The 21930-nt window shown below is 59.3% G+C and carries 22 protein-coding genes and 1 tRNA gene; 11 read left to right on the top strand and 12 right to left on the bottom strand.

The window, feature by feature from the left end:
- Positions 1-30 precede the first annotated feature (30 nt).
- Genes betA through betI form a run of 4 tightly spaced genes read right to left on the bottom strand, consistent with a single transcriptional unit; the run spans position 31 to position 5278 of the window.
- Positions 31-1689, bottom strand: a complete 1659-nt coding sequence (betA, locus tag ACFWW4_RS07155; protein WP_411890206.1) for a choline dehydrogenase — start codon at positions 1687-1689, stop codon at positions 31-33.
- A gap of 2 nt (positions 1690-1691) precedes the next feature.
- Positions 1692-3143 carry a betaine-aldehyde dehydrogenase gene (gene betB, locus ACFWW4_RS07150; RefSeq protein ID WP_411890205.1) on the bottom strand — a complete coding sequence of 484 codons (1452 nt, stop codon included), beginning with the start codon at positions 3141-3143 and terminating at the stop codon, positions 1692-1694.
- A 45-nt stretch (positions 3144-3188) separates the two neighbouring features.
- Positions 3189-4697: a choline-sulfatase gene (gene betC, locus ACFWW4_RS07145; protein ID WP_411890204.1), complete on the bottom strand. Its 1509-nt coding sequence runs from the start codon at positions 4695-4697 to the stop codon at positions 3189-3191.
- Positions 4694-5278: a choline-responsive transcriptional repressor BetI gene (gene betI / locus ACFWW4_RS07140; protein ID WP_411890203.1), complete on the bottom strand. Its 585-nt coding sequence runs from the start codon at positions 5276-5278 to the stop codon at positions 4694-4696. The genes betC and betI overlap by 4 nt, the downstream gene beginning before the upstream one ends.
- 91 nt (positions 5279-5369) lie before the next feature.
- On the opposite strand from betI, the gene choX reads away from it, so the two are divergent.
- From choX to choV, 3 genes are read left to right on the top strand one after another with little or no spacing between them, the layout of a single operon-like run.
- A complete protein-coding gene (choX, locus tag ACFWW4_RS07135; protein WP_411890202.1) occupies positions 5370-6293 on the top strand; it encodes a choline ABC transporter substrate-binding protein in 924 nt (307 codons plus the stop codon).
- Positions 6294-6347: 54 nt separating this feature from the next.
- Entirely contained in the window at positions 6348-7178 is an 831-nt protein-coding gene (gene choW, locus ACFWW4_RS07130) for a choline ABC transporter permease subunit (RefSeq protein ID WP_411890201.1), read from the top strand.
- Complete coding sequence (gene choV / locus ACFWW4_RS07125) at positions 7175-8188, top strand: choline ABC transporter ATP-binding protein (RefSeq protein WP_411890200.1); 1014 nt, start codon at positions 7175-7177, stop codon at positions 8186-8188. Before choW ends, choV begins: the two co-directional genes overlap by 4 nt.
- Here choV and ACFWW4_RS07120 read toward each other — a convergent pair.
- The 4 genes from ACFWW4_RS07120 to ACFWW4_RS07105 all read right to left on the bottom strand — a co-directional run bounded on the left by ACFWW4_RS07120 (position 8185) and on the right by ACFWW4_RS07105 (position 12613).
- Complete coding sequence (locus ACFWW4_RS07120; protein ID WP_411890199.1) at positions 8185-9087, bottom strand: DMT family transporter; 903 nt, start codon at positions 9085-9087, stop codon at positions 8185-8187. The genes choV and ACFWW4_RS07120 overlap by 4 nt on opposite strands.
- A gap of 36 nt (positions 9088-9123) precedes the next feature.
- Positions 9124-9873 (bottom strand): YebC/PmpR family DNA-binding transcriptional regulator, encoded by a 750-nt coding sequence (locus ACFWW4_RS07115; RefSeq protein WP_393928275.1) that lies wholly within the window; start codon positions 9871-9873, stop codon positions 9124-9126.
- Between the two features lie 72 nt (positions 9874-9945).
- Positions 9946-11727, bottom strand: coding sequence for an SLC13 family permease (locus ACFWW4_RS07110; RefSeq protein ID WP_411890198.1), 1782 nt, complete (start codon positions 11725-11727; stop codon positions 9946-9948).
- 70 nt (positions 11728-11797) lie between these two features.
- Positions 11798-12613, bottom strand: coding sequence for a TIGR00282 family metallophosphoesterase (locus tag ACFWW4_RS07105; protein ID WP_411890197.1), 816 nt, complete (start codon positions 12611-12613; stop codon positions 11798-11800).
- A 159-nt stretch (positions 12614-12772) separates the two neighbouring features.
- Here ACFWW4_RS07105 and glpX point away from each other — a divergent pair, with 159 nt between their 5' ends.
- The 3 genes from glpX (at position 12773) to ACFWW4_RS07090 (ending at position 15683) form a co-directional block, all read left to right on the top strand.
- Positions 12773-13738: a class II fructose-bisphosphatase gene (glpX, locus tag ACFWW4_RS07100; protein ID WP_393930766.1), complete on the top strand. Its 966-nt coding sequence runs from the start codon at positions 12773-12775 to the stop codon at positions 13736-13738.
- Positions 13739-13772: 34 nt separating this feature from the next.
- The gene (recJ, locus tag ACFWW4_RS07095) at positions 13773-15536 is read left to right on the top strand and encodes a single-stranded-DNA-specific exonuclease RecJ (protein ID WP_411890196.1); all 1764 of its coding nucleotides are present in this window, start codon (positions 13773-13775) and stop codon (positions 15534-15536) included.
- A gap of 72 nt (positions 15537-15608) precedes the next feature.
- Positions 15609-15683, top strand: a tRNA-Glu gene (locus ACFWW4_RS07090).
- Between the two features lie 79 nt (positions 15684-15762).
- Here ACFWW4_RS07090 and ACFWW4_RS07085 read toward each other — a convergent pair.
- Positions 15763-16656, bottom strand: a complete 894-nt coding sequence (locus ACFWW4_RS07085) for a sugar kinase (RefSeq protein WP_411890195.1) — start codon at positions 16654-16656, stop codon at positions 15763-15765.
- A 218-nt stretch (positions 16657-16874) separates the two neighbouring features.
- Here ACFWW4_RS07085 and ACFWW4_RS07080 point away from each other — a divergent pair, with 218 nt between their 5' ends.
- The 4 genes from ACFWW4_RS07080 to ACFWW4_RS07065 are packed head-to-tail and all read left to right on the top strand — an operon-like array spanning position 16875 to position 18711.
- Entirely contained in the window at positions 16875-17303 is a 429-nt protein-coding gene (locus tag ACFWW4_RS07080) for a VOC family protein (RefSeq protein ID WP_411890194.1), read from the top strand.
- Positions 17297-18001, top strand: coding sequence for a DUF1194 domain-containing protein (locus ACFWW4_RS07075; RefSeq protein ID WP_411890193.1), 705 nt, complete (start codon positions 17297-17299; stop codon positions 17999-18001). Before ACFWW4_RS07080 ends, ACFWW4_RS07075 begins: the two co-directional genes overlap by 7 nt.
- A complete protein-coding gene (locus tag ACFWW4_RS07070; RefSeq protein WP_411890192.1) occupies positions 17998-18120 on the top strand; it encodes a hypothetical protein in 123 nt (40 codons plus the stop codon). Before ACFWW4_RS07075 ends, ACFWW4_RS07070 begins: the two co-directional genes overlap by 4 nt.
- A gap of 9 nt (positions 18121-18129) precedes the next feature.
- Positions 18130-18711 (top strand): DUF1194 domain-containing protein, encoded by a 582-nt coding sequence (locus tag ACFWW4_RS07065; protein ID WP_411890191.1) that lies wholly within the window; start codon positions 18130-18132, stop codon positions 18709-18711.
- Between the two features lie 479 nt (positions 18712-19190).
- On the opposite strand, the gene ACFWW4_RS07060 is transcribed toward ACFWW4_RS07065, so the two are convergent.
- The 3 genes from ACFWW4_RS07060 to ACFWW4_RS07050 all read right to left on the bottom strand — a co-directional run bounded on the left by ACFWW4_RS07060 (position 19191) and on the right by ACFWW4_RS07050 (position 20468).
- Positions 19191-19712: a MarR family winged helix-turn-helix transcriptional regulator gene (locus ACFWW4_RS07060; protein ID WP_411890190.1), complete on the bottom strand. Its 522-nt coding sequence runs from the start codon at positions 19710-19712 to the stop codon at positions 19191-19193.
- A gap of 91 nt (positions 19713-19803) precedes the next feature.
- The gene (locus tag ACFWW4_RS07055; protein WP_411890189.1) at positions 19804-20076 is read right to left on the bottom strand and encodes a succinate dehydrogenase assembly factor 2; all 273 of its coding nucleotides are present in this window, start codon (positions 20074-20076) and stop codon (positions 19804-19806) included.
- Positions 20073-20468: a multiprotein-bridging factor 1 family protein gene (locus ACFWW4_RS07050; RefSeq protein WP_393930681.1), complete on the bottom strand. Its 396-nt coding sequence runs from the start codon at positions 20466-20468 to the stop codon at positions 20073-20075. Before ACFWW4_RS07050 ends, ACFWW4_RS07055 begins: the two co-directional genes overlap by 4 nt.
- 70 nt (positions 20469-20538) lie before the next feature.
- On the opposite strand from ACFWW4_RS07050, the gene ACFWW4_RS07045 reads away from it, so the two are divergent.
- A complete protein-coding gene (locus ACFWW4_RS07045) occupies positions 20539-21741 on the top strand; it encodes a pyridoxal phosphate-dependent aminotransferase (protein WP_411890188.1) in 1203 nt (400 codons plus the stop codon).
- Positions 21742-21930 lie beyond the last annotated feature (189 nt).

Raw genomic sequence — 21930 nt, 5'->3', positions numbered from 1 at the left:
TCAAAATCTTAACGAAGGGTTAATAATGTCTTACCTCTGTGCCGTTTCCCAGTTGGGATGTACCCAGGGTTTGTCATTGGCCGGCGGCAACGGGTGCCGCTGCAGGATGTGATCCGACACCTTTTCCCCCACCATGATTGACGGCGCATTCAGGTTCCCATTGGTGATACGTGGAAAGATTGAGCTGTCGGCAACGCGCAGCCGGTCCACACCAATCACCCGCGCTTGCGGGTCAACCACCGCCATCGGGTCTTCCACTGCGCCCATCTTGCAGGTACCGCACGGGTGATAGGCGCTTTCGGCATGGTCGCGGATAAACGCATCAAGCTGCTCATCTGTCTGCGCGGCGGCACCAGGTTGAATTTCGTGCCCCCGGAATTCATCAAAGGCAGGCTGGGCAAAAATCTCGCGCGTTAGCCGGATGCATTTGCGGAATTCATCCCAGTCCTGTGGATCGGACATGTAATTGAATTCAATGCGCGGGTTCTCATCGGGATCGGCTGAACGCAGCGTGACCTGCCCGCGCGACACCGACCGCATGGGCCCCACATGGGCCTGAAACCCATGCCCTTCAGGCGCGACCTTACCATCGTAACTGACAGCGATAGGCAGGAAATGGAGCTGGATATCGGGATAGGCAATGCCTTTGTCGGACCGTATGAAACCCGCACTTTCAAACTGGTTTGAACTGCCCAGCCCGGTTTTCCAAAGCAACCATTCCAACCCGATCTTCGCCTTGCCCCGCAGATTCCAATAGGAAAACAGCGTCACAGGCTTCGTCGCGGCCTGCTGGATATAAAGCTCCAGATGGTCCTGCAGGTTCTGGCCTACGCCGGGCCTGTCAGCGACCAGTGTGATCCCGTGTTCGGCCAGATGCGCAGCGGGGCCGATCCCTGACAACATCAGCAGTTTGGGCGAGTTCAGGGAGGAGGCCGCAATGATCACCTCTGTGTTGGCATGGATGACCTCGACCTTGCGGCCGCGGCTGACTTCCACACCGGTCGCCCGACCATCTTCAATAACGATACGGCGGGCCAGCACCCGCGTGATTGTGCAGTTGGGCCGTTTCAGCGCCGGCCTCATATAGGCATTGGCCGCCGACCAGCGTCGCCCTTTGTAAATGGTCGCATCAAACGGGCCAAAACCTTCCTGCTGCTCCCCATTATAGTCGCCGGTGATCGGATAGCCCGCCTGCTCGCCCGCTTCGACAAACGCCCGTGTCAACGGGTTCTTGCGGGGGCCGCGCGTCACATGCAGCGGGCCGTCCGTGCCACGCCAGGCCGGGTCGCCCCCATGACCACCGTCATGCCAGTGTTCCATCCGTTTGAAATAGGGCAGCACGTCGGCATAGGACCAACCCTGTGCGCCGCTTTCGGCCCAGTGATCGAAATCATGGGCGTGGCCGCGCACATAGATCATTCCGTTGATCGAGGACGACCCCCCGATCACCTTGCCGCGCGGCGTCACCAGTTGACGCCCACCCAGATGCGGCTCCGGCTCCGTCTTCAGCCCCCAGTCGTAACGTTTCATGTTCATCGGGTATGACAAGGCCGCAGGCATCTGGATAAACGGCCCGGCATCCGTGCCCCCCGCCTCGATCACCAGAACCTGCTTGCCCGCTTCGGCCAGCCGATAGGCGAGAGCGCAGCCTGCCGAACCGGCCCCCACAATAACGTAATCCGCGCGCATCGTCAGAACGGCGCCTCCAGATCACCCATGCGGACATAGACCCCCTTGATCTGGCTGTAGTGTTCGATAGCCGCCTTGGAATTCTCGCGCCCCACACCCGACAGTTTCGATCCACCAAACGGGGCCTCGACCGGGGCATCGTTGTAGGTGTTGATATAACAGGTGCCTGCCTCAAACCCGGCGGCCATACGATGCGCGCGGGTCAGATCGGCGGTGAACACACCGGCGGCCAGCCCGAACTCCGTGTCGTTGGCGCGGGTCAGCACCTCATCCTCGGCCTCGAAATCCAGAACCGACATGACCGGTCCGAAAATTTCGTCCCGCGCGATTGTCATGTCGTCGGTGACATCTGCAAAAACTGTCGGCTCAAGAAAGAAGCCGTCACGATCCACACGCTTGCCACCAGTAACAAGTGTTGCGCCTTCTTCCACGCCCTTGGCAAAGAAACCTTCGACGATATCGCGCTGACGTTCCGAAACCATGGGGCCAAAATTGGTCTCCGGGTCCTGCGGGTCACCCATTTTGACATCTGCCAGACGTTCCGTCAGTCGCTGGAGGAATGCCTGTTTGATGCCCTTCTGCACGAACACGCGGGTGCCGTTCGAACAGACCTGACCCGAGGAATAGAAATTCCCGAGGATCGCACCAGACACCGCATTTTCCAGATCGGCATCGTCAAAGATCACCAGCGGCGATTTGCCCCCCAACTCCATCGTCACATGACGAATGCCCTCGGCCGCCGCAGCGTAAACCTTACGCCCTGTCGGCACCGATCCGGTCAAGGAGACCTTGTCAACGCGCGGGTCCGTGACCAGTGACGCCCCGACAGCACCGTACCCCTGAATGACGTTATAAACGCCTGCCGGTGCGCCAGCCTCGTGCAGGATCTCTGCCACCTTGAGCGCGCAAAGCGGTGTGGTTTCGGACGGTTTGAACACCATCGCGTTGCCACAGGCCAGCGCGGGCGCGCCCTTCCAGCAGGCGATTTGCGTTGGATAGTTCCACGCGCCGATGCCCACGCAAACGCCCAGCGGTTCACGGCGGGTATAGACGAAATCATCGCCCAACTGGATATGTTCGCCGGTGATGCTGGCGGCCAGCCCGCCGAAATATTCCAGTGCGTCAGCCCCAGACGTGGCATCGACAACGCTAGTTTCCTGATAGGGTTTGCCGGTGTCATAGGTTTCCAGGACCGACAGATCGTGATTGCGGTCGCGCATGATATCAGCCGCCCGGCGCAGCACGCGGCCACGATCCGTTGCGGTCCAGCCTGCCCATTCCTTTTGCGCGCGTTTCGCTGACGCCAGCGCCTGATCAACAATCGCAGGGGTAGCCGCATGCAGCTTGGCGATGATCTCGCCCGTTGCCGGATAGATCACCTCGATGACGTCACCGGCTTTGTCTTCGATGTATTGGCCGTCGATGAAATGGCTGGCCTTGGGTTGTGTGTTCATGGTCGGGATGCCTCCGGCGGGAGTATTTGGGGAAGAAAGAAGATGCTATTCGCCACGGGGAAAACGCTGGTTTTCTTCGACGACGTTCAGATCCATGTGGTTGCGCATGTATCGCTCTGATGCTTTTTGCAGCGGCTGATAGTCCCACGGATAATAGTTGCCGTTGCGCAGCGCCTCGTAGACGACCCAGCGGCAGGCCTGACTATGGCGCACCTCTGCGTCGTATTTGGCAAGGTCCCAGCGTGCCTCGGATTTTGCGCGCAACTGGGTAAGTGTGCCCTGATGCGCCGGTTCGTCGGCCAGATTGGTCAGCTCATGGGGATCAGCGTTCAGATCAAACAGTTGATCAGGGTCCAGCGCGCAGCGATTGTATTTCCACTTACCATAGCGCAGTGAAACCAGCGGGGCATAGCTGGCTTCTGCCGCGTATTCCATTGCAACAGGTGTATCGCGGGTGCCGCCCTGGCCCAGATGCACAAGGCTTTCGCCTTCGGTCCATGGCATCACCTTGGACATATCGACACCGGCCAGATCGCACAGGGTCGGTGTTATGTCGATTGTACTGACAGGTGTCGGGTTCAGACCGGGCGCCATATCGGGGGCCGCAATCATCAGTGGAACGCGCGCGGATCCTTCGTAGAACGACATCTTGAACCAAAGACCGCGTTCGCCGAGCATGTCACCATGGTCCGAAACAAAGAGGATCGTGGCCTCCTGCCGCGTATCCTTCAGCGTCTGCAACACCTCACCAACCTTGTCGTCGATATATGAGATATTGGCGAAATAGGCACGCCGGGCGCGACGGATATGGTCATCGGTAATGTTGAAATTGTCCCGATCATTCGCATCCAGAATGCGGCGGCTATGGGCGTCCTGATCCGCGTAGGGGATCGGGCCGACATCCGGCATCAGATGGTCGCAATCCTCGTAAAGGTCCCAGTATTTCTTGCGCGCTACGTAGGGGTCATGCGGGTGGGTAAAGCTGACGGTCAGGCACCACGGGCGATCATCGTGACCACGTGACAGATCATAGAGCTTGCGGGTCGCGTGATAGACCACCTCGTCATCATACTCCATCTGGTTGGAAATCTCGGCCACACCGGCACCGGTGACGCTGCCCATATTGTGATACCACCAGTCGATCCGCTCACCGGGTTTGCGGTAATCTGGGGTCCAGCCGAAATCAGCCGGGTAGATATCGGTGGTCAACCGTTCCTCGAACCCGTGCATTTGGTCGGGACCGACGAAATGCATCTTGCCTGACAGGCAGGTCTGATAGCCCGCACGGCGCAGGTGATGGGCGTAGGTGGGGATGGATGACGCGAATTCAGCCGCATTGTCATAGACGCCCGTGCGCGATGGCAATTGACCCGACATGAAAGATGCACGGGCGGGGGCGCATAGCGGCGACGCGGTATAGGCATTGGCAAACCGGGTGGACCTTGCCGCCAGCGCCTTGAGGTTTGGGGCATGCAACCAGTCTGCCGGACCATCAGGGAACAGCGTTCCATTCAACTGATCCACCATGATGATCAGGATATTCGGCTTGGTCATTGTACCCGGCCTTTCAATTCCATCTCAAGAGACGCCAGAACCTGCCGGGTCGCATCAGACCGTTCCGCCGCGTCGCGCGCCAGACCCTGCCGCAGGTAATAGCCATCAATCAACGCAGCGATACGGGCCGCCGCCTGGTCGGCACGTGTACCAATCAGTGGGCGCAGATCATGGGCCAGATTACTGTGCAGTCGGCGCTGATAGACCTGCAACAGCCGGTGCGCATCCTCGGATGTCTGCGCCAGAACATAGAAATTCAGCCATGCCGCAATGACATCCGGCCGAAAGTTCGATGAGGCGAAACCGGCGCGAATAATCGCCTCAAGCCGCGCGCGATGTCCTTGCGCCTGGCCCAGCGCCAACCGAACCTCTGCCGCATAGATCGCCAGCGTATGGCGCATCGCTGCCAGAAAAATCTGTTCTTTCCCGCCAAAATAGTGATGCGCCAGCGCCGAGGACATACCCGCCCGCTTTGCAATGCTGCTGACTGTCACGTCCAGATTCCCGGCCGCACCGATTTCATCAATCGTGGCTTTCACTAATGCGGCGCGGCGGATAGGTTCCATTCCAAGCTTTGGCATCTGATCCTCGGATTTGTTGTTGCCACTGCAGTAAATTGTTCTTTATTGACTCGTCAATCAATAAAAAGATGACGTAAACCGGGAGACTGAAATGAAACTGAAATCCACCCTGTCCGCACTGGCCATCTGCGCTGCGGCACCTGCCATTGCCGATTGCGACCAAGTACGTTTTTCCGATGTCGGCTGGACTGACATCACTTCCACAACTGCCGCAACGTCCATCGTGCTTGAGGCTCTGGGCTATGAGACATCGACCGATATCCTGTCGGTCCCTGTCACCTATGCGTCCATGGCGCAGGGCGATATCGATGTGTTCCTTGGCAACTGGATGCCCACCATGGAAGGCGACATCGCCAGCTACCGCGAGGCGGGGACGGTCGACACAGTGCGTACCAACCTTGAAGGGGCCAAATACACATTGGCCACCAATGCCGCAGGCGTCGCCGCCGGGATCACTGATTTCGCCTCAATCGCACAGGCTGCAGAGCCGCTGGACAGCAAGATTTACGGCATCGAAGCCGGCAATGACGGCAACCGACTGATCCAGGACATGATCGACGCCAATGCCTTTGGACTGGATGGATTCGAAGTTGTCGAAAGCTCGGAACAGGGGATGCTGGCACAGGTCGAACGCGCCGATGACCGAGATGAACCTGTTGTATTTCTCGGCTGGGAACCGCACCCGATGAATGCCAATTATGACATGACATATCTGCCGGGCGGCGATGACTATTTCGGGCCTGATCTGGGGGGTGCGACCGTCGCCACCAACACCCGCGCAGGCTATGTCGATGAATGCCCAAATACCGGCAAACTGCTGCAGAACCTCGAATTCTCGCTCGCCATGGAGAACGAAATCATGGGCGCGATCCTGAATGATGACGTGGACCCAGAGGATGCCGCCAAGGCCTGGCTGGCGGCCAATCCTGACGCATGGGCCCCATGGCTGGACGGTGTCACCACCAAGGATGGTGGTGATGCGGTGGAAGCTGTAAGCGCTGCGCTGGCCGAGTAAAATTGAAAAGGGGAGTGGTCATCCACTCCCCTTTTTTGAGTGACGGGGACACTGATGAACTGGCTGACAGACAATAAAATTCCGGTCGGCGACTGGTCTGAGACAGCCGTTGACTGGCTCAAGGATAATGGCCGCCCGGCCTTTGACGCGCTCAGCGACGGGTTGGACTGGATGATCGACGGGATCGTCTGGTGCCTGCAAACGCTGCCGGAATTCGTGGTTGTCATCCTGTTTGTGGCGCTGACCTGGATATTGCAACGGTCTTGGAAGGTCTGTCTGCTGGTGCTTGCCTGCCTGCTCTTCGTCATCAATCAGGGCTACTGGGACGAAACAACCGACAGCCTCGCGCTGGTTCTGTCATCCTGCGTGGTCTGCATGGGGCTGGGTGTGCCCATCGGCATCTTCCTTGCCCACCGGCCTCGCGCCTATCAGGCGCTCAGCCCGGTGCTTGACCTGATGCAGACCCTGCCCGCCTTCGTCTACCTGATCCCGGCCATCGTATTCTTTGGCCTTGGCATGGTGCCGGGTCTGTTTGCGACCGTCATCTTTGTGCTACCCGCGCCGATCCGGCTGACCTATCTGGGGGTGTCGAACACCCCGACCCCGCTACTTGAGGCGGCTGAATCCTTTGGCGCGACCCCAGCCCAGCGCCTGTGGAAAGTGGAACTGCCCTACGCGTTCCCGCAAATCATGGCGGGGCTGAACCAGGTCATCATGCTGTCGCTGTCGATGGTGGTCATCTCGGCCTATGTGGGGGCCAACGGGCTGGGTAAACCGGTGGTGCAGGCGCTGGGGCGCAACGATCCGGGGCTTGGGTTTGAATCCGGCTTTGCCATTGTCGCCGTCGCGATCATGCTGGACCGTATGTTGCGGGTGAACAAATGAACGCCGTCGAATTTGATAATGTCTCGATCGTGTTCGGGGCCAAGCCTGAAAGCGCACTCCCCCTGATGGATCAGGGGATGGAGCGGTCGGAACTCCGCGAAAAAACCGATCAGATCCTTGGCGTCCATAACTGTTCGCTCGACGTCGAAGTCGGCGAGATCCTTGTGCTCATGGGTCTCTCTGGCTCTGGCAAATCGACACTCCTGCGCGCGGTGAACGGCCTCAACCCCGTTGTCCGGGGGGAAGTGCGTATCTTTGACGGCGACTGGTCCTGCAGCGTCGGCAGCGCGTCGGCGCAGGATCTGCGCCGGGTGCGGCGCGAATGCGTGTCGATGGTCTTTCAGCAATTCGGCCTGCTGCCATGGCGGACGGTGCGCGACAATGTCGGCCTCGGGCTGGAACTTGGCGGCATGTCCAAGGCAGCCCGCAACAAGCGCGTTGATGAGGAACTGCATATGGTGGGCCTTGATGACCGGGCCGACGCGCTTGTCGGCGAGTTGTCCGGCGGGATGCAGCAGCGCGTCGGTCTCGCGCGCGCATTCGCTACCGACGCCCCCATTCTGCTGATGGATGAACCGTTCTCGGCGCTTGATCCATTGATCCGCACCAAACTGCAGGACGAACTCCTCGACCTGCAGAAGCAACGCAACCGGACCATCATTTTCGTCAGCCACGACCTTGATGAAGCCTTTAAGATCGGCAACCGCATCGCCATCATGGAAGGTGGCCGGATCGTGCAATGCGGTACCCCGCGCGATATCTTCACCAATCCGGTGAACGATTATGTGGCGGAATTTGTGGCCCATATGAACCCGCTTGGCGTGCTGACCGCGCGCGATGTGATGACCAGCGGATCAGCGGAAGGCCCCGCCATCGACGTGGAAACCCCCGTCCATGACATCATTCAGCAGATTGAGACTGAGGCGCTTCAAGTCACTGAAAACGGCGTCCCCGTCGGCAAAATTACCCAAAGCTCGCTACTGGCACGCCTCGCCCCGCCCGGCAGCTAGACCTTGGTGGCGTTGACCACCGGCGTGATCGCGCGGCGGGCCAGGGCCTCGCGCCAGGTGATGAAACTGACCGCCGCCATGATGATTGCACCACCTAGGATAACCCAGGCATCGACCGCCTCACCAAAGGCGAGATAGCCCAGCAACACCGCCCAGACCAGTTGCAGGAAAGTGACCGGCTGGGTCACGGTCAGCGGAGCGGCGGCAAAGGCAAGGGTCATCGTGTAATGTCCGGCGGTGGCAAAGCACGCGACCAGAAACATCCAACCCAACTGGCCCAGCGTCGGGGTGACCCAGACGGCAAGGGCAAAGGGGGCAAGACCAATCGTCACCGTGATCGACAACATGCCCACCACCACTACCGCCGACACCTCGCCCGACAATTGCTTGGCAATCAGATAGCCCGCCGCAAATCCAATGGCGGTTCCCAGCATGGCAATATGGCCCGGATCAATCACCTTAACGCCCGGACGCAGGATAATCAGCGCACCAATCAGGGCGACAATGACCGCCGCCAACCGGCGCGGCGGCAGCTTTTCCCCCAGAAACAGGGCGGCCCCCAGCGTGATATAGATCGGCGACAGATAGTTCATCGCCGTCACCTCGGCGATGGGAATGCGGGTCATGGCAAAAAACCACAGGATCACCGCAACCGTGTGAACGAGACCGCGCAAACCAAACAGCCGCAACTGGCGAGGTGTCAGCCGTGCCGCCAGTATGGGCCGTATCATCGGGATCAGAAAAACAAGGCCCAGAATGTAGCGCAGGAAAGCAGCCTGCGCTGCGGGCAAATCGTCACCGACATGTTTCACGATGGCCGTGACGGCAACAAAATTGAACCCGGTCACCACCATCCAGAAAATACCCTTTAAGGGGTGCGAGGCTGGCAACTGGGTCATGGGGCAGGCGTGGCATCTAGCCCACCCAAAGGCAAGTCAGCTTTCCGCAAAAGCCGCCATCACCTCGTCGGACGCTTCGAAATTGGCCGTGACCCGCTGAATATCATCATCCTCTTCCAGCGTGTCGAGCAGCTTCATCAGCTTGGTCAGGCCCTCCAGATCAACCTCGGTCGTCATGTTGGGTTTCCAGATCAGCTTGGTCGATTCAGATTCGCCCAGCTCAGCCTCCAGCGCGTTTGAAACCTCGTTCAGGTCGGTATCGGCGCAGATGATCACATGATTGTCGTCATCGCTTTGCACATCCTCTGCCCCGGCCTCGATCGCGGCCATCATCACGGTGTCCGCATCGGCAACGGAAGCGGGATAAACCACCTCCCCTTTGCGGTCGAACATGAAACCGACCGAACCGGTCTCGCCCAGATTGCCGCCATTCTTGGAAAAGGTCGAACGCACGGTCGATGCCGTCCGGTTGCGGTTATCGGTCATCGTCTCGACAATGACGGCAACACCGCCGGGGCCGTAGCCCTCGTACCGGATTTCGTCGTAGTTCTCAGCGTCGCCACCCTGCGATTTCTTGATCGCGCGGTCGATCACATCCTTGGGCACGGAGTTCGACTTGGCTTCCTTCACCGCCAGACGCAAGCGCGGGTTTTTGTCCGGGTCCGGATCACCCATCTTGGCAGCCACCGTGATTTCCTTGGCAAGCTTGGAAAACAGCTTGGACCGCAGCTTGTCCTGCCGTCCCTTACGGTGCTGAATATTTGCCCATTTTGAGTGGCCAGCCATCGGAAACCTCGTCAGATGTGGTGTAAATCTGCGCCTCTATAAGGCATGGCAGTACAGCCCCGCAACCCTGTGCTAGAGCGGCCAGATATAGGGAATGACAAAGGATGCGATGGGGGCCAAGGAAAGGTTCAGCGGAATGCCGAATTTCAGGAAATCCGCGAATTTATAGCCGCCGGGGCCGTAGACAAGCGTGTTGGTCTGATACCCGATCGGGGTGGCAAAACTCGCACTTGCTGCGATCATGACGGCGACCACCAGTGGGCGCGCATCAACACCCAACGCGCTGGCCAATCCGATGGCAATGGGTGTCATCACCACCGCGACAGCGTTGTTCGACACCAGTTCGGTCAGGATGCTCGACAACAGATACACCGCCAGAACGATGAAAAATCCGGGCAGCACCAGCATGAAAGGCGACAGCGTATCGGCAATAATGCCTACAGCCCCTGACGATTGCAGCGCAGACCCGACGCCCAGCATCGCAAAGATCAGCGCCAACAGGCGTCCATCGACATAGGAAAACGCCTCATCCGCGTCGATACAGCCGGTCATCAGCACTGCCGTCACGCCCAGCATGGCCAGCAGCAGGATCGGGGCGATGCCCAGTGCGGCAAGAACAACAACCCCCAGCAGCACCGCAATGGCCACCGGCGCATGACCGCGGCGGTAGGCGCGTTGCGACGGGACCGACACATCGCCCAGGTTCATATCCTCGCCCAGGCGCTGAATATCCTCTGGCGCGCCTTCCAGCAGCAGCGTGTCACCCACGCGGACGACCAGATCGTCCATCTGGCGACCGATATTCGTGTCCCGCCGATGCACCGCCAGCGTATAAACCGCATAGCGCCGCCGCAACCGCATGGAGCCTAGGCGTCGCCCCACCATCTTGCAGTTTGGGGTGATCAGCACCTCGACAGTCGTGGTCTCAACCGCCGATACCTGATCGACGCGGCGCAAATCCTTGGTGGCCTGCAGCGACAACAGTTCTGTCATTTCCGTGCGCAACACCACGCGGTCGCCGACCTGCAGGTTGACGCTGTCCAGATTGCGCCGCAACGAAGTGTCTCCGCGCACCACGTCGATCAGGCGCACGCCATCGCGTTTGAACAGCTGGACACCGGTCACCTGCCGGCCAATCAGGTTGCTGTCAGGCGGTATGACCGCCTCGGAAAAGAACCGCATCTTGGACCGGTCAGACAGCATCGTCGCCATGCTTTGCCGGTCCGGCAGCAGGCGCGGGGCCATGAAATACAGATAGATGAAGGTCCACGCGACCACGACAACGCCGACTGGCAGAATCTCCAGAATGCCAAAGGGTTTCAGGCCCGACGCCCGCGCTACCCCATCGACCAGCAGGTTCGTTGACGTGCCAAGCAGGGTCATTGTACCCCCGACAATCGCCGCATAGCTCAGCGGGATCAGCAGCTTGGAGGCCGACGTGTCCAGCGTACGGGCCAGTTGGACAAAAACCGGAATCATGACCACGACCAACGGCGTATTGTTCATGATCGCGCTGGCGAAGGCGACAAATACAAGGCTGCCGCCAATGGCCCGTGCCGGGCTGATCTTGGCCTGCCGTTCCACCAGCTGTGTCATCGTGTTGAGCGCGCCGGTCCGCACCAGCGCACCGACAATGATGAACATGGCTGCGATGGTCCATGGGGCGGGGTTGGACAGTGCCAGCACCGCTGCCTCATAAGGCAGAACTCCGGTGATCAGCAGGACCGAAACACCAATCATGGCAACGACTTCGGTGGGGAAAACCTCGCGCAGGAACAGGATGAACATGCCCACTACCACGGCCATGGTCAGAAACGCAGCCTGCGTTTGCGTCAGTGCAAATAAATCACCCATTAGCTGTACTGTCGCCACTTGTGGACCGCTCGGCAAGCGGCATCTGGACTGCAAACGCTGCGTCGATCATTCAGCTTGGACCCGCCTGCGGCAGCAAGCCACCCCTGCGCACCATCTCGATCCGGGTCGCCTTACCTGTGCGGTCATCGGTTTCCACATAGATGCCGGATAATGTGGCCTCCGCAGTGGCGGGTGTGAACCGCGCTTTGGGCATACCGGTGACAAACCGACGCATCGGTTCCGTTTTTTCCATACCGATAACTGAGTTGTAGTCGCCACACATCCCCGCATCGGTCAGATACGCAGTCCCGCCCGTCAGGATCATCGCATCACTGGTCGGCACATGCGTATGCGTGCCGACCACAATGCTGGCCCGCCCATCGCAGAAATGACCGGTCGCCATCTTTTCCGACGTCGCCTCGCAATGGATGTCAATCAGGCTCGCCTGCACCTGTCCGCCCATCGGGTATTGGCGCAGCACCGCGTCGAGGGCCGAAAACGGATCATCAAAAGGCCGCTTCATGAACACCTGCCCCAGAACCTGCGCGACAAGCACCTTGCGGCCACCCGCTGCGGAAAAGACGCGCGCTCCGCTGCCGGGTGCAGCTTTGGAATAGTTGATCGGGCGGATGACACGCGGCTCACTTTCGATAAAGGTCAGCATATCCTTCTGATCAAAGGCATGGTCGCCAAGTGTGACAACATCAGCGCCAGCATCGAGAAGCAGCTTGGCATGATCCCCCGACAACCCCATGCCCGAGGTCGCGTTTTCGCCATTGACCACAACAAAGTCGAGCCGCCATGCATCGCGCAACTGCGGCAGATGTGCTGCCACCGCAGCACGGCCCGCACGGCCCATTACATCGCCAAGAAAAAGGATTCTCATGGATCACTGTTAGGCGCTGTTACAAAAATCTTCTAGAGGATTTTTGGGGCAACGATTTTTTGCAAAAAATCGTCTCCCCCACGCGTTTAGCGCAAACAGACTTGCCGCCGCGCTGTAGACAGGCTTTAGCTGACGTGATTGACCAAAGGACCTTATCTTATGCACCAAGCCCCTGATTTTAATGACCGCATGCTTTCGCTGGGCCTTGCCCGCGTGTCTGAGGCCGCCGCCATTGCCTGCACGCCACTGATTGGGCGCGGCGATGAAAAAGCCGCAGATCAGGCCGCCGTTGACGCGATGCGAACCGAGCTGAACAAGCTTGAAATCGCAGGCGTCGTCGTCATTGGCGAGGGCGAGCGGGACGAGGCGCCGATGCTTTACATCGGTGAAGAAGTGGGAACAGGCACAGGCCCCGGCGTGGATATCGCGCTGGACCCGCTGGAAGGCACGACGCTGACCGCCAAGGACATGCCCAACGCGCTGGCCGTGATTGCCATGGGCCCGCGCGGGTCCATGCTGCATGCGCCGGATGTTTATATGGACAAACTGGCGATCGGCCCCGGCTTTCGCACCGGTGTGGTGACCCTCGATATGTCGCCTGCTGAACGGGTGTCGGCGCTTGCCGCCGCCCGCGGATGTTCAACCAATGACATCACCGTCTGCGTGCTGGAACGCCCGCGACATAACGAGATGATTGCAGAAATCCGCAGCACGGGTGCCGCCATCCGGCTGATCACCGATGGTGATGTGGCGGGCGTCATGCATTGCGCGGAACCCGATCTGACGGGCATTGATATGTATATGGGCTCTGGCGGCGCACCAGAGGGCGTGTTGGCCGCAGCCGCATTAAAATGCATGGGCGGGCAGATTTTCGGGCGGCTGTTGTTCCGCAACGATGACGAAAAAGGTCGCGCCAAAAAGGCTGGCATCACCAATTTCGACCGGGTCTATACCCGCGACGATATGGTCACCGGCGATGTGATCTTTGCCGCAACAGGGGTCACCGATGGGTCACTGGTGCCGGGTATCAAACGCGAGGTGGGGTTTGTCACGGCCGAGACGATCCTGATGCGCTCCAAAACCGGCTCCGTCCGGCGCATGGTTTATCGCAACCCCACAGGCTAGCCAAGCGGCGCTATCCCGCATATTGTGGGCGGTGATGAACGCCATACAAGATAAACCCGCATTTCTGAACGTCGCGACCTCGGCCACCGGGCGGCGCTGGATCGGCCCGTCCGTGGAAGAGGATCGTCTGTCAGAGGCGATGGCCCAGGAAACCGCCCTGCCCGCCCCGCTTTGCCGCACATTGGTGCAACGCGGTGTGACCGCGCAAGAGGCCGCGGGTTTCCTGACCCCCAAGCTGCGCGACCTGCTGCCGGACCCCCATGAAATCCGCGATATGGAAAAGGCAGCAGAGCGGTTTCTCCGCGCCGTCACCAACACTGAAAAGATCGCATTTTTTGCCGATTATGATGTCGATGGCGGATCATCTGCCGCGCTGCTGATCACTTGGCTGCGCGATATGGGGCGCCAAGCAACGCTCTATGTGCCCGACCGGATCGATGAAGGTTACGGGCCCAATGATGAAGCGATGGCCGCATTGGCGCGCGATCACGACCTGATCATCTGTGTCGATTGCGGAACGCTGTCACACGGGCCGATTGCCGCAGCCAAGGGGGCCGATGTGGTTGTGCTTGACCATCACCTTGGCGGCGAAACCCTGCCCCCGGCGCATGCGGTCGTGAACCCCAACCGGCAGGATGAAAGCGGCGATCTGGGCCATCTCTGCGCGGCGGCAGTCGTATTCATGATGCTGGTCGAAGCCAACCGGCAATTGCGCGCCGCAGGCCAGACCGGGCCTGACCTGATGGCAATGCTTGATCTGGTGGCGCTCGCGACGGTGGCTGATGTGGCCCCCCTGATCGGGGTCAATCGGGCCTTTGTCCGGCAAGGTCTCGCGGTGATGGGCCAGCGCCAACGGATCGGGCTGACGGCATTGGCTGATGTGGCAGGTCTGGATCAAGCCCCCACCAGTTATCATCTGGGGTTTCTGTTGGGTCCGCGGGTCAATGCAGGCGGGCGGATCGGCAAGGCCGATCTGGGCGCGCGCCTGCTGGCCACCAATGACCGGCACGAGGCCGAGGCGCTGGCCGCCAAATTGGATCACCTTAACACCGAACGACGCGAGGTCGAGGCGGCCGTACGCGACCTTGCCCTGGAACAGGCCACCGCTAGGGGTCTGGACGGCCCATTGGTCTGGGCTGCTGGCGAAGGCTGGCACCCGGGCGTTGTGGGCATTGTCGCCGCACGGCTGAAAGAAGCCACCAACCGGCCCGCCATCGTCATCGGGCTGGATGGCAACGAAGGCAAAGGATCAGGGCGGTCCGTTTCCGGTATCGACCTTGGTGCCGCGATCCAGCGCACCGCGAGCGAGGGGCTGCTGATCAAAGGTGGCGGGCACAAGATGGCAGCAGGGCTGACCGTCGCCCGCGACCAGTTGGAACCGGCCATGGCGCGGCTCGGTGAATTGCTGGCCAAACAGGGGGCGGCTGATATCGGCCCTGCCGATTTGCGGCTTGACGGTTTGCTGATGCCCGGTGCGGCCACCGTCGAACTCGTCGAACAGATCGAAAGCGCGGGGCCCTTTGGGGCGGGCGCCCCGGCCCCGCGTTTTGCGTTTCCCGACTGTCAGATCCTTTTTGCCAAGCAGGTCGGCGCAAACCACCTCAAGATCAGTTTCGGCGATGGGATCGGGGCACGGATCGACGCCATCAGCTTTGGCGCGATGGACGGGCCACTCGGCCCACTCCTGATGGGTCATAACGGTGCGCGCTTCCATCTGGCAGGCCGGTTGGAGATCAACACATGGCAAGGACGACAGTCGGTCCAACTGCGGCTGGAGGACGCCGCACCGGCCCATTGATTTCGGTCGAAAAACGCAAAATACCCCCTTGCGCGCTGGCCGCGGTTTCCCTAAAAGCGGCGCACCAAGTGCGGTCCCTTCGTCTATCGGTTAGGACGCCAGGTTTTCAACCTGGAAAGAGGGGTTCGATTCCCCTAGGGACTGCCATTGGTGACCTCCCCCAATTCTAAGCTTGCGGAGCGGAGTTCGGCCTGTTTACGGGTTTCGTCATCACGACAGCAAACGGCTAGAGCGATACCAACGCACCACGCCCCTTTATCACATGCCGGGCGACATTTGATGCCTGCACGATCGCATCTTCGATCGGCGCCCCTTCGACAAAAGCGGTCAGAAAACCAGCGTTAAAACTGTCACCGGCTGCGGTTGTGTCCACCACGTCGGACACGATGGCAGGCTGCACGATGCCTTTATCATCGCCGCTTTGGTAGTGGATCGCTCCGGGACCGTTTTTGACCACTACGATCCCGGCGCCCAAGGCGGCATAACGATCGCGCGTCGCCTCGGGGCTTTTGTCGCCGAAATGCACGGCCTCATCATCATGCGAAGGCAGCATGATATCGGCCAGCGAAGCGGCCTTTGTCACCCATGCCCGCATATGATCGTCGCTTTCCCAAAGGGACGGGCGTAGATTGCTGTCAAACACCACAAGGCCCTTTGCTGATTGCGCGCGCTGCACCGCATCAAGCAGCTTGGCCCGGCCCCGCCCCTCTTGAATGGCGAGTGTGATACCCGAAAAATAGATGATATCACCCTCCGCCAATGCGGCAGCCAGTACATCGACATCCGCCGCCAACATCCGCGCTGCTGACTGACCGCGCCAATAGGAAAACTGGCGTTCGCCGTCGACAAGCGAAATCAGATAGAGACCCATCGCCCGGTCATCCAGACGCTGCACATGCGCACGCCCGATCCGGGCGTCATCCAGAAACTGCAGCATCTGGTCAGAAATGCGATCTGTCCCGACGGCGGTGACATAATCGACGTCCCACCGCGGCTTCAGCGCGCGGGCATACCACGCGGTGTTCAGCGTATCGCCTGCAAATGACATCTGAAACTGGCCGGGCGCCGCCAGTGGAGCCATTTCAACCATAGCTTCACCGATGGAAATGAATCGTGTCATTCGATGCCCTTTTTACAAATATTCTCATGACTTAGCACAGCCTGCACATAAGTCTCAATTCATCTGGTCGCATTCATGCTGCATTGCGGCAAAAAAGATTTTCCCAGAGGCGTGACCATCGGACTTGCATGCGCCGCGGCCTTTGTCGGCATTTGACATTGGCCAAGCTGACCACAGCCGCTAGGTTTTGAGCCAGCAAAGCCGGAAAGGATTCCCCAATGTCGCTGAAATATCTCCACACGATGGTCCGCGTCAAAGATCTCGATAAATCGATGGCCTTCTACGCCCTGCTGGGCCTTAAGGAAACTCGGCGTTTCGAAAACGAAGGCGGGCGCTTTACCCTTGTTTTCATGGCACCTCCGGGGCAGGAAGATTGCCCCATCGAACTGACCTACAACTGGGACGGGGATGATGGTTTACCCTCGGACGGCCGCCATTTCGGCCATCTGGCCTACCGGGTCGACAATATCTACGACACTTGCCAGCATCTGATGGACAATGGTGTCACCATCAACCGCCCGCCGCGCGATGGGCATATGGCTTTTGTCCGGTCCCCCGACAACATCTCGATCGAACTGCTGCAGGCCGGCGACAATCTACCCCCGGCAGAGCCTTGGGCCAGCATGGACAACACCGGCCATTGGTAAAGGCGCTTCTGTTTGCCGGGGTCTGCCTCACCGCAACCCCGGCGGCGGCCTGCCGGTTGGCGCTTGTTCTGGCAATGGATGTGTCATCATCGGTCGATGCCGATGAAGACAGGTTACAACGGGGCGGTTTGGCCGCTGCACTGATAGCACCCGACGTGCAGGAGGCGTTTTTCGCCAGCCCCGATCCTGTCGCGCTGTTGGTTTTCGAATGGAGCGGGCGATACAATCAGGAAGATCTGACTGACTGGGTCTTGATCGAAAGCCCCGCCGACCTGCTGGGTGTTTCGGAAACCATCGCCTTCAGCAAACGCAGCCATAATGATTTTCCGACGGCTATGGGCCATGCGCTGACCCATGCCGCCACCCGGCTGGCTGACGCGCCTGATTGCCTGTTTCAGACCGTCGATGTCGCAGGTGATGGTGAAAACAATGACGGTTTCGGCCCAGCGGAGGCCTATGCCAATCATCCGTTCGACAATGTCACCGTGAACGGGCTCGTGATCAACGCAGCCGAGTTTGAGGCTGAGACCGAGTTGATCCCGTTTTACCGCGATCAGGTCATCCGCGGGCCGGGATCATTCATCGAAATCGCCAATGGCTTTGCCGACTACGAACGCGCCATGCAACGCAAACTGGTGCGCGAATTGTCCGCACAGATTATGGGACAATCGCCGTCGTTGCCGGAGCCCCGCGGATGATACGGGCCGCGTGTTTCCTGATGCTTCTGCCAGTCACGGCCGACGCAGCCTGCCGACAGGCGCTGGCCCTTGGTCTTGATGTGTCAGGCTCGGTCGACGCTGCCGAATACCGCCTGTAACTGGATGGTTTGGCCACAGCACTCAACAGCGACGGGGTACAACAGGTGCTCTTCGCGCAACCCGACGCCCCGATCCGCATCAGCGTCTATGAATGGAGCGGGCCGGAGAACCAGACAATCATCCTGCCCTGGACCACAATTGTGACCACCGATGATCTGGACCGCGCAACAGATACGTTGCTGGCCCACCAACGCGGCATCGCCGCACCGACCACGGCCATCGGATCTGCGATGCTGGCCGGTTTCGCGTTGCTGCGGGATCAGACCGATTGCTGGAAACGCACCCTTGATTTGTCTGGCGATGGCCCCGCCAATACCGGGCCACGACCGCAAGATATTGGACCTGCGCAGCAACCGCCGGGCGTCATCGTCAACGGACTGGTGATCGGTTCGGGCAACCAATTCGGCGATGATCAGCGGATTGCGGATATCAAGGAATTGTCGGCCTACTACCGTAGTTACGTGATCCGGGGGGCCGATGCCTTTGTCGAAAGTGCCCTCGGGTTTGAAGACTATGCAGCAGCGATGGAGCGCAAATTGCTAAAAGAACTGCAAAGCCTCGCCCTCGGGCAAGCTGATGTCACACGCTGATCTTGGCACGAGGTCCTGAGCGCAGCCCGCCTTTGAAAAACCGACCCCTGAACGCTCTACAAACGCAATCGCGATCATAACAAGGATACGCGGTGCCACGAATTGACCGGCGCACCACTGGCAAGCGACCAGCAATTGAACTCTTCCGACTATTCAAGAAATATCGGCGCCCCAGAGTTTTCCGAGAACCTGAAACACCGATTGTCGGGCCGCACCTTCCCGTTCAAACCACCGAAGAATTTCCGCAATCGGTGGCATCTGGGCAAAGGCGAAACGCATCAACCAGTGCCAGACAAATGCAGTTGCGGGCCAATGCAACCAGGCATTGACCCGCGCTTAACCCAGCCCTCATTACCAACCCCATCACTCAGATGCGGTGGGACCGCAGTCACATTCCTAGATGTCCGAAAGCACCCCGATGGGTTTCGCTCGGTCGTGTGCGCACCACGCCCGCCGCAACTATCCGGCCAAAACCACCATCAGTAGATATAGCGGATCTGTTCGGTCCAGTACCGTTCCACCCGGCGCAATGACGCGGTGATGCTGTCGATACCCTCCTGATCCAGCACACCACGATCGACCAACCCATTGGCATGGGTGGCAAACAGCTTGCCAACCACCTGCCGCACACCGCGCCCCTTTTCGGTCAGGCGGACCCGGACAGACCGGCGGTCAATCTCGCTGCGTTCATGGTGCATGTAGCCCATTTCAACCAGTTTCTTGAGATTATAGGATACGTTGGACCCCTGATAGTAACCGCGGGTCTTCAATTCACCGGCAGTCACCTCATTGTCGCCGACATTGAACAGCAACAGGGCTTGCACAGCGTTGATTTCCAGCACGCCAACACGTTCAAATTCATCTTTGATCACATCCAGCAACAGGCGATGCAGCCGTTCCACCAGTGTAAGGGACTCTAGATAGGACGCCATAAAGGTCGCGCTGCGCGCCTGGGCCATGCCATCCTTTTCGGGGCCATCAAGGTCCGTATGAATACTCATTTCATCACTCCGTCTTCTGCTCGGAAATCTGCATAAGACGAAACAAAGAAAATTCAGTTAAACGATAAAATTGAAATTACTTACCTGAAAATCATGCCGGTCTGGTCACGCCGTGGGCACCGTGGGCAATGCGCCCAATCAGATCGGCGTAGGTGTCAGGCACAGCAAACTGGCCACCGATCCAGCCATAAATATCATGGTCATTTTCAGCCAATAGCTGATCATACTGTGCCAGCTCGATCTCAGACATTGATGCCAGATGCGCGTCGGCAAAGGCGGACAGGATCAAATCCATTTCCTTGATCCCCCGCCGCATCGACCGCATCCGCAGCCGTTTGATCATCGCCTCGCGGGTTTCTGTCATGCCTGTTCTTTCAACGCTGCACGCAAACGCTTTTCCAGCTGGCCCAGCTTTTCGCCCGACCCGACCATCTGCGCGCGGAGTAGGCGCATTTCGGCCAGCAGATCCAGCAGATCAGTTGACACTGGGGCGGCATCGTCAGGGGCGTCGGGGCCCTCACCCTGCCCGGTCAAAAGCCAGCTCAACGACACGCCAAGGATGCCCGACAACATCTGCAACCGGTTCGCCCGCGGCTCTTTCAGGTCATTCTCCCAGCCGACGATCACCGATGGTTTCACGCCGATCTTGGCCGCCAGCGTCTCTTGGTTCAAGCCCGCCGCCTCGCGGGCACCCGCCAGACGATCCCCGAATGTTGCGGCCTCTTCGCTAAACCAGCCTGTATCGTCTGTCATCATGCCACCCTTGCGTTTAATTGCTCGCGCGTCCTATGTCACATGCAGCACAAACTTACCACCGGATGCCCCGATGACCTTTCTTTCTGCGACACTCGACCGCGTCAAACCGTCCCCGACAATTGCCGTCACCACAAAGGCGGCCGAACTGAAAGCCGCGGGGCGCGACGTGATCGGCCTAGGCGCGGGTGAGCCTGATTTTGACACGCCGCAAAACATCAAGGATGCGGCTGTTAAGGCCATTGCAGAGGGCAAGACGAAATACACCGCCGTCGACGGCATACCGGAGTTGAAAGAAGCGATCTGCGCCAAGTTCAAACGCGACAACGCGCTGGACTACACCCCGGCCCAGATCACGGTGGGCACGGGCGGCAAGCAGGTGCTCTATAACGCCTTCATGGCCACCCTCAATCCCGGTGACGAGGTCATCATCCCCGCCCCCTATTGGGTCAGCTACCCAGATATGGTCCTGCTGGCAGGCGGCAGCCCCGTCCCGGTCGAGGCCACGCTGGAGGCGAATTTCAAGATTACCGCGGCCCAGCTTGAGGCCGCCATCACCCCCAAAACAAAATGGTTCCTGTTCAACTCACCCTCAAACCCGACCGGGGCTGGCTATTCTTGGTCAGAACTCAAGGAACTGACCGACGTCCTGATGCGTCATCCGCATGTCTGGGTGATGACGGACGACATGTACGAACATCTGGCTTACGGCAATTTCAAATTCTGCACACCCGCACAGGTCGAACCGGGCCTCTATGACCGGACCCTGACTGTCAATGGAGTCTCCAAGGCCTATGCCATGACCGGCTGGCGGATCGGCTATGCGGGTGGACCCGAACACCTGATCAAGGCGATGCGCAAGGTCCAGTCGCAATCCACCTCTAACCCCTGCTCGGTCAGTCAATATGCGGCCGTCGAGGCCTTGAACGGCACGCAAGACTTCCTCAAACCCAACAATAAACTGTTCGAAAGACGCCGGGACCTGGTCGTCGACATGCTCAATCAGGCCCCGGGTATCGTCTGCCCCAAACCCGAAGGCGCGTTCTATGTCTACCCGTCCATTGCGGGCTGTATCGGCAAAACCTCTGCAGCAGGCACGTTGATCGACAATGATGAGGTCTTCGCCACGGCACTTCTGGAAGAAACGGGTGTCGCCGTCGTTTTTGGGGCAGCCTTCGGCCTCTCGCCGAACTTCCGGGTCAGCTACGCAACCTCAGACGACGCGCTGAAAGAGGCCTGCACACGGATTATCACCTTTTGCGAAGGCCTTTCTTAGGCGGCGCCTGCCATCGGTCAAAGCCATCCGGCCTCATCTTCTTTAAAGTAAGGACTTCCTGACTACATGCTGCCCTGCAGCATGTGTATGTTGGGTGCATTCAGAACGACTATTTTACGACGACCCGACCTCTGCACAGACACATTATTAAACCGACATCTGGCGCGGCGGCAAAACCATACGATCACA

This window comes from Yoonia sp. SDW83-1 (genome assembly GCF_046762885.1).
Taxonomy (GTDB): domain Bacteria; phylum Pseudomonadota; class Alphaproteobacteria; order Rhodobacterales; family Rhodobacteraceae; genus Yoonia.
This window is presented reverse-complemented; position numbering and strand designations above follow the sequence as displayed.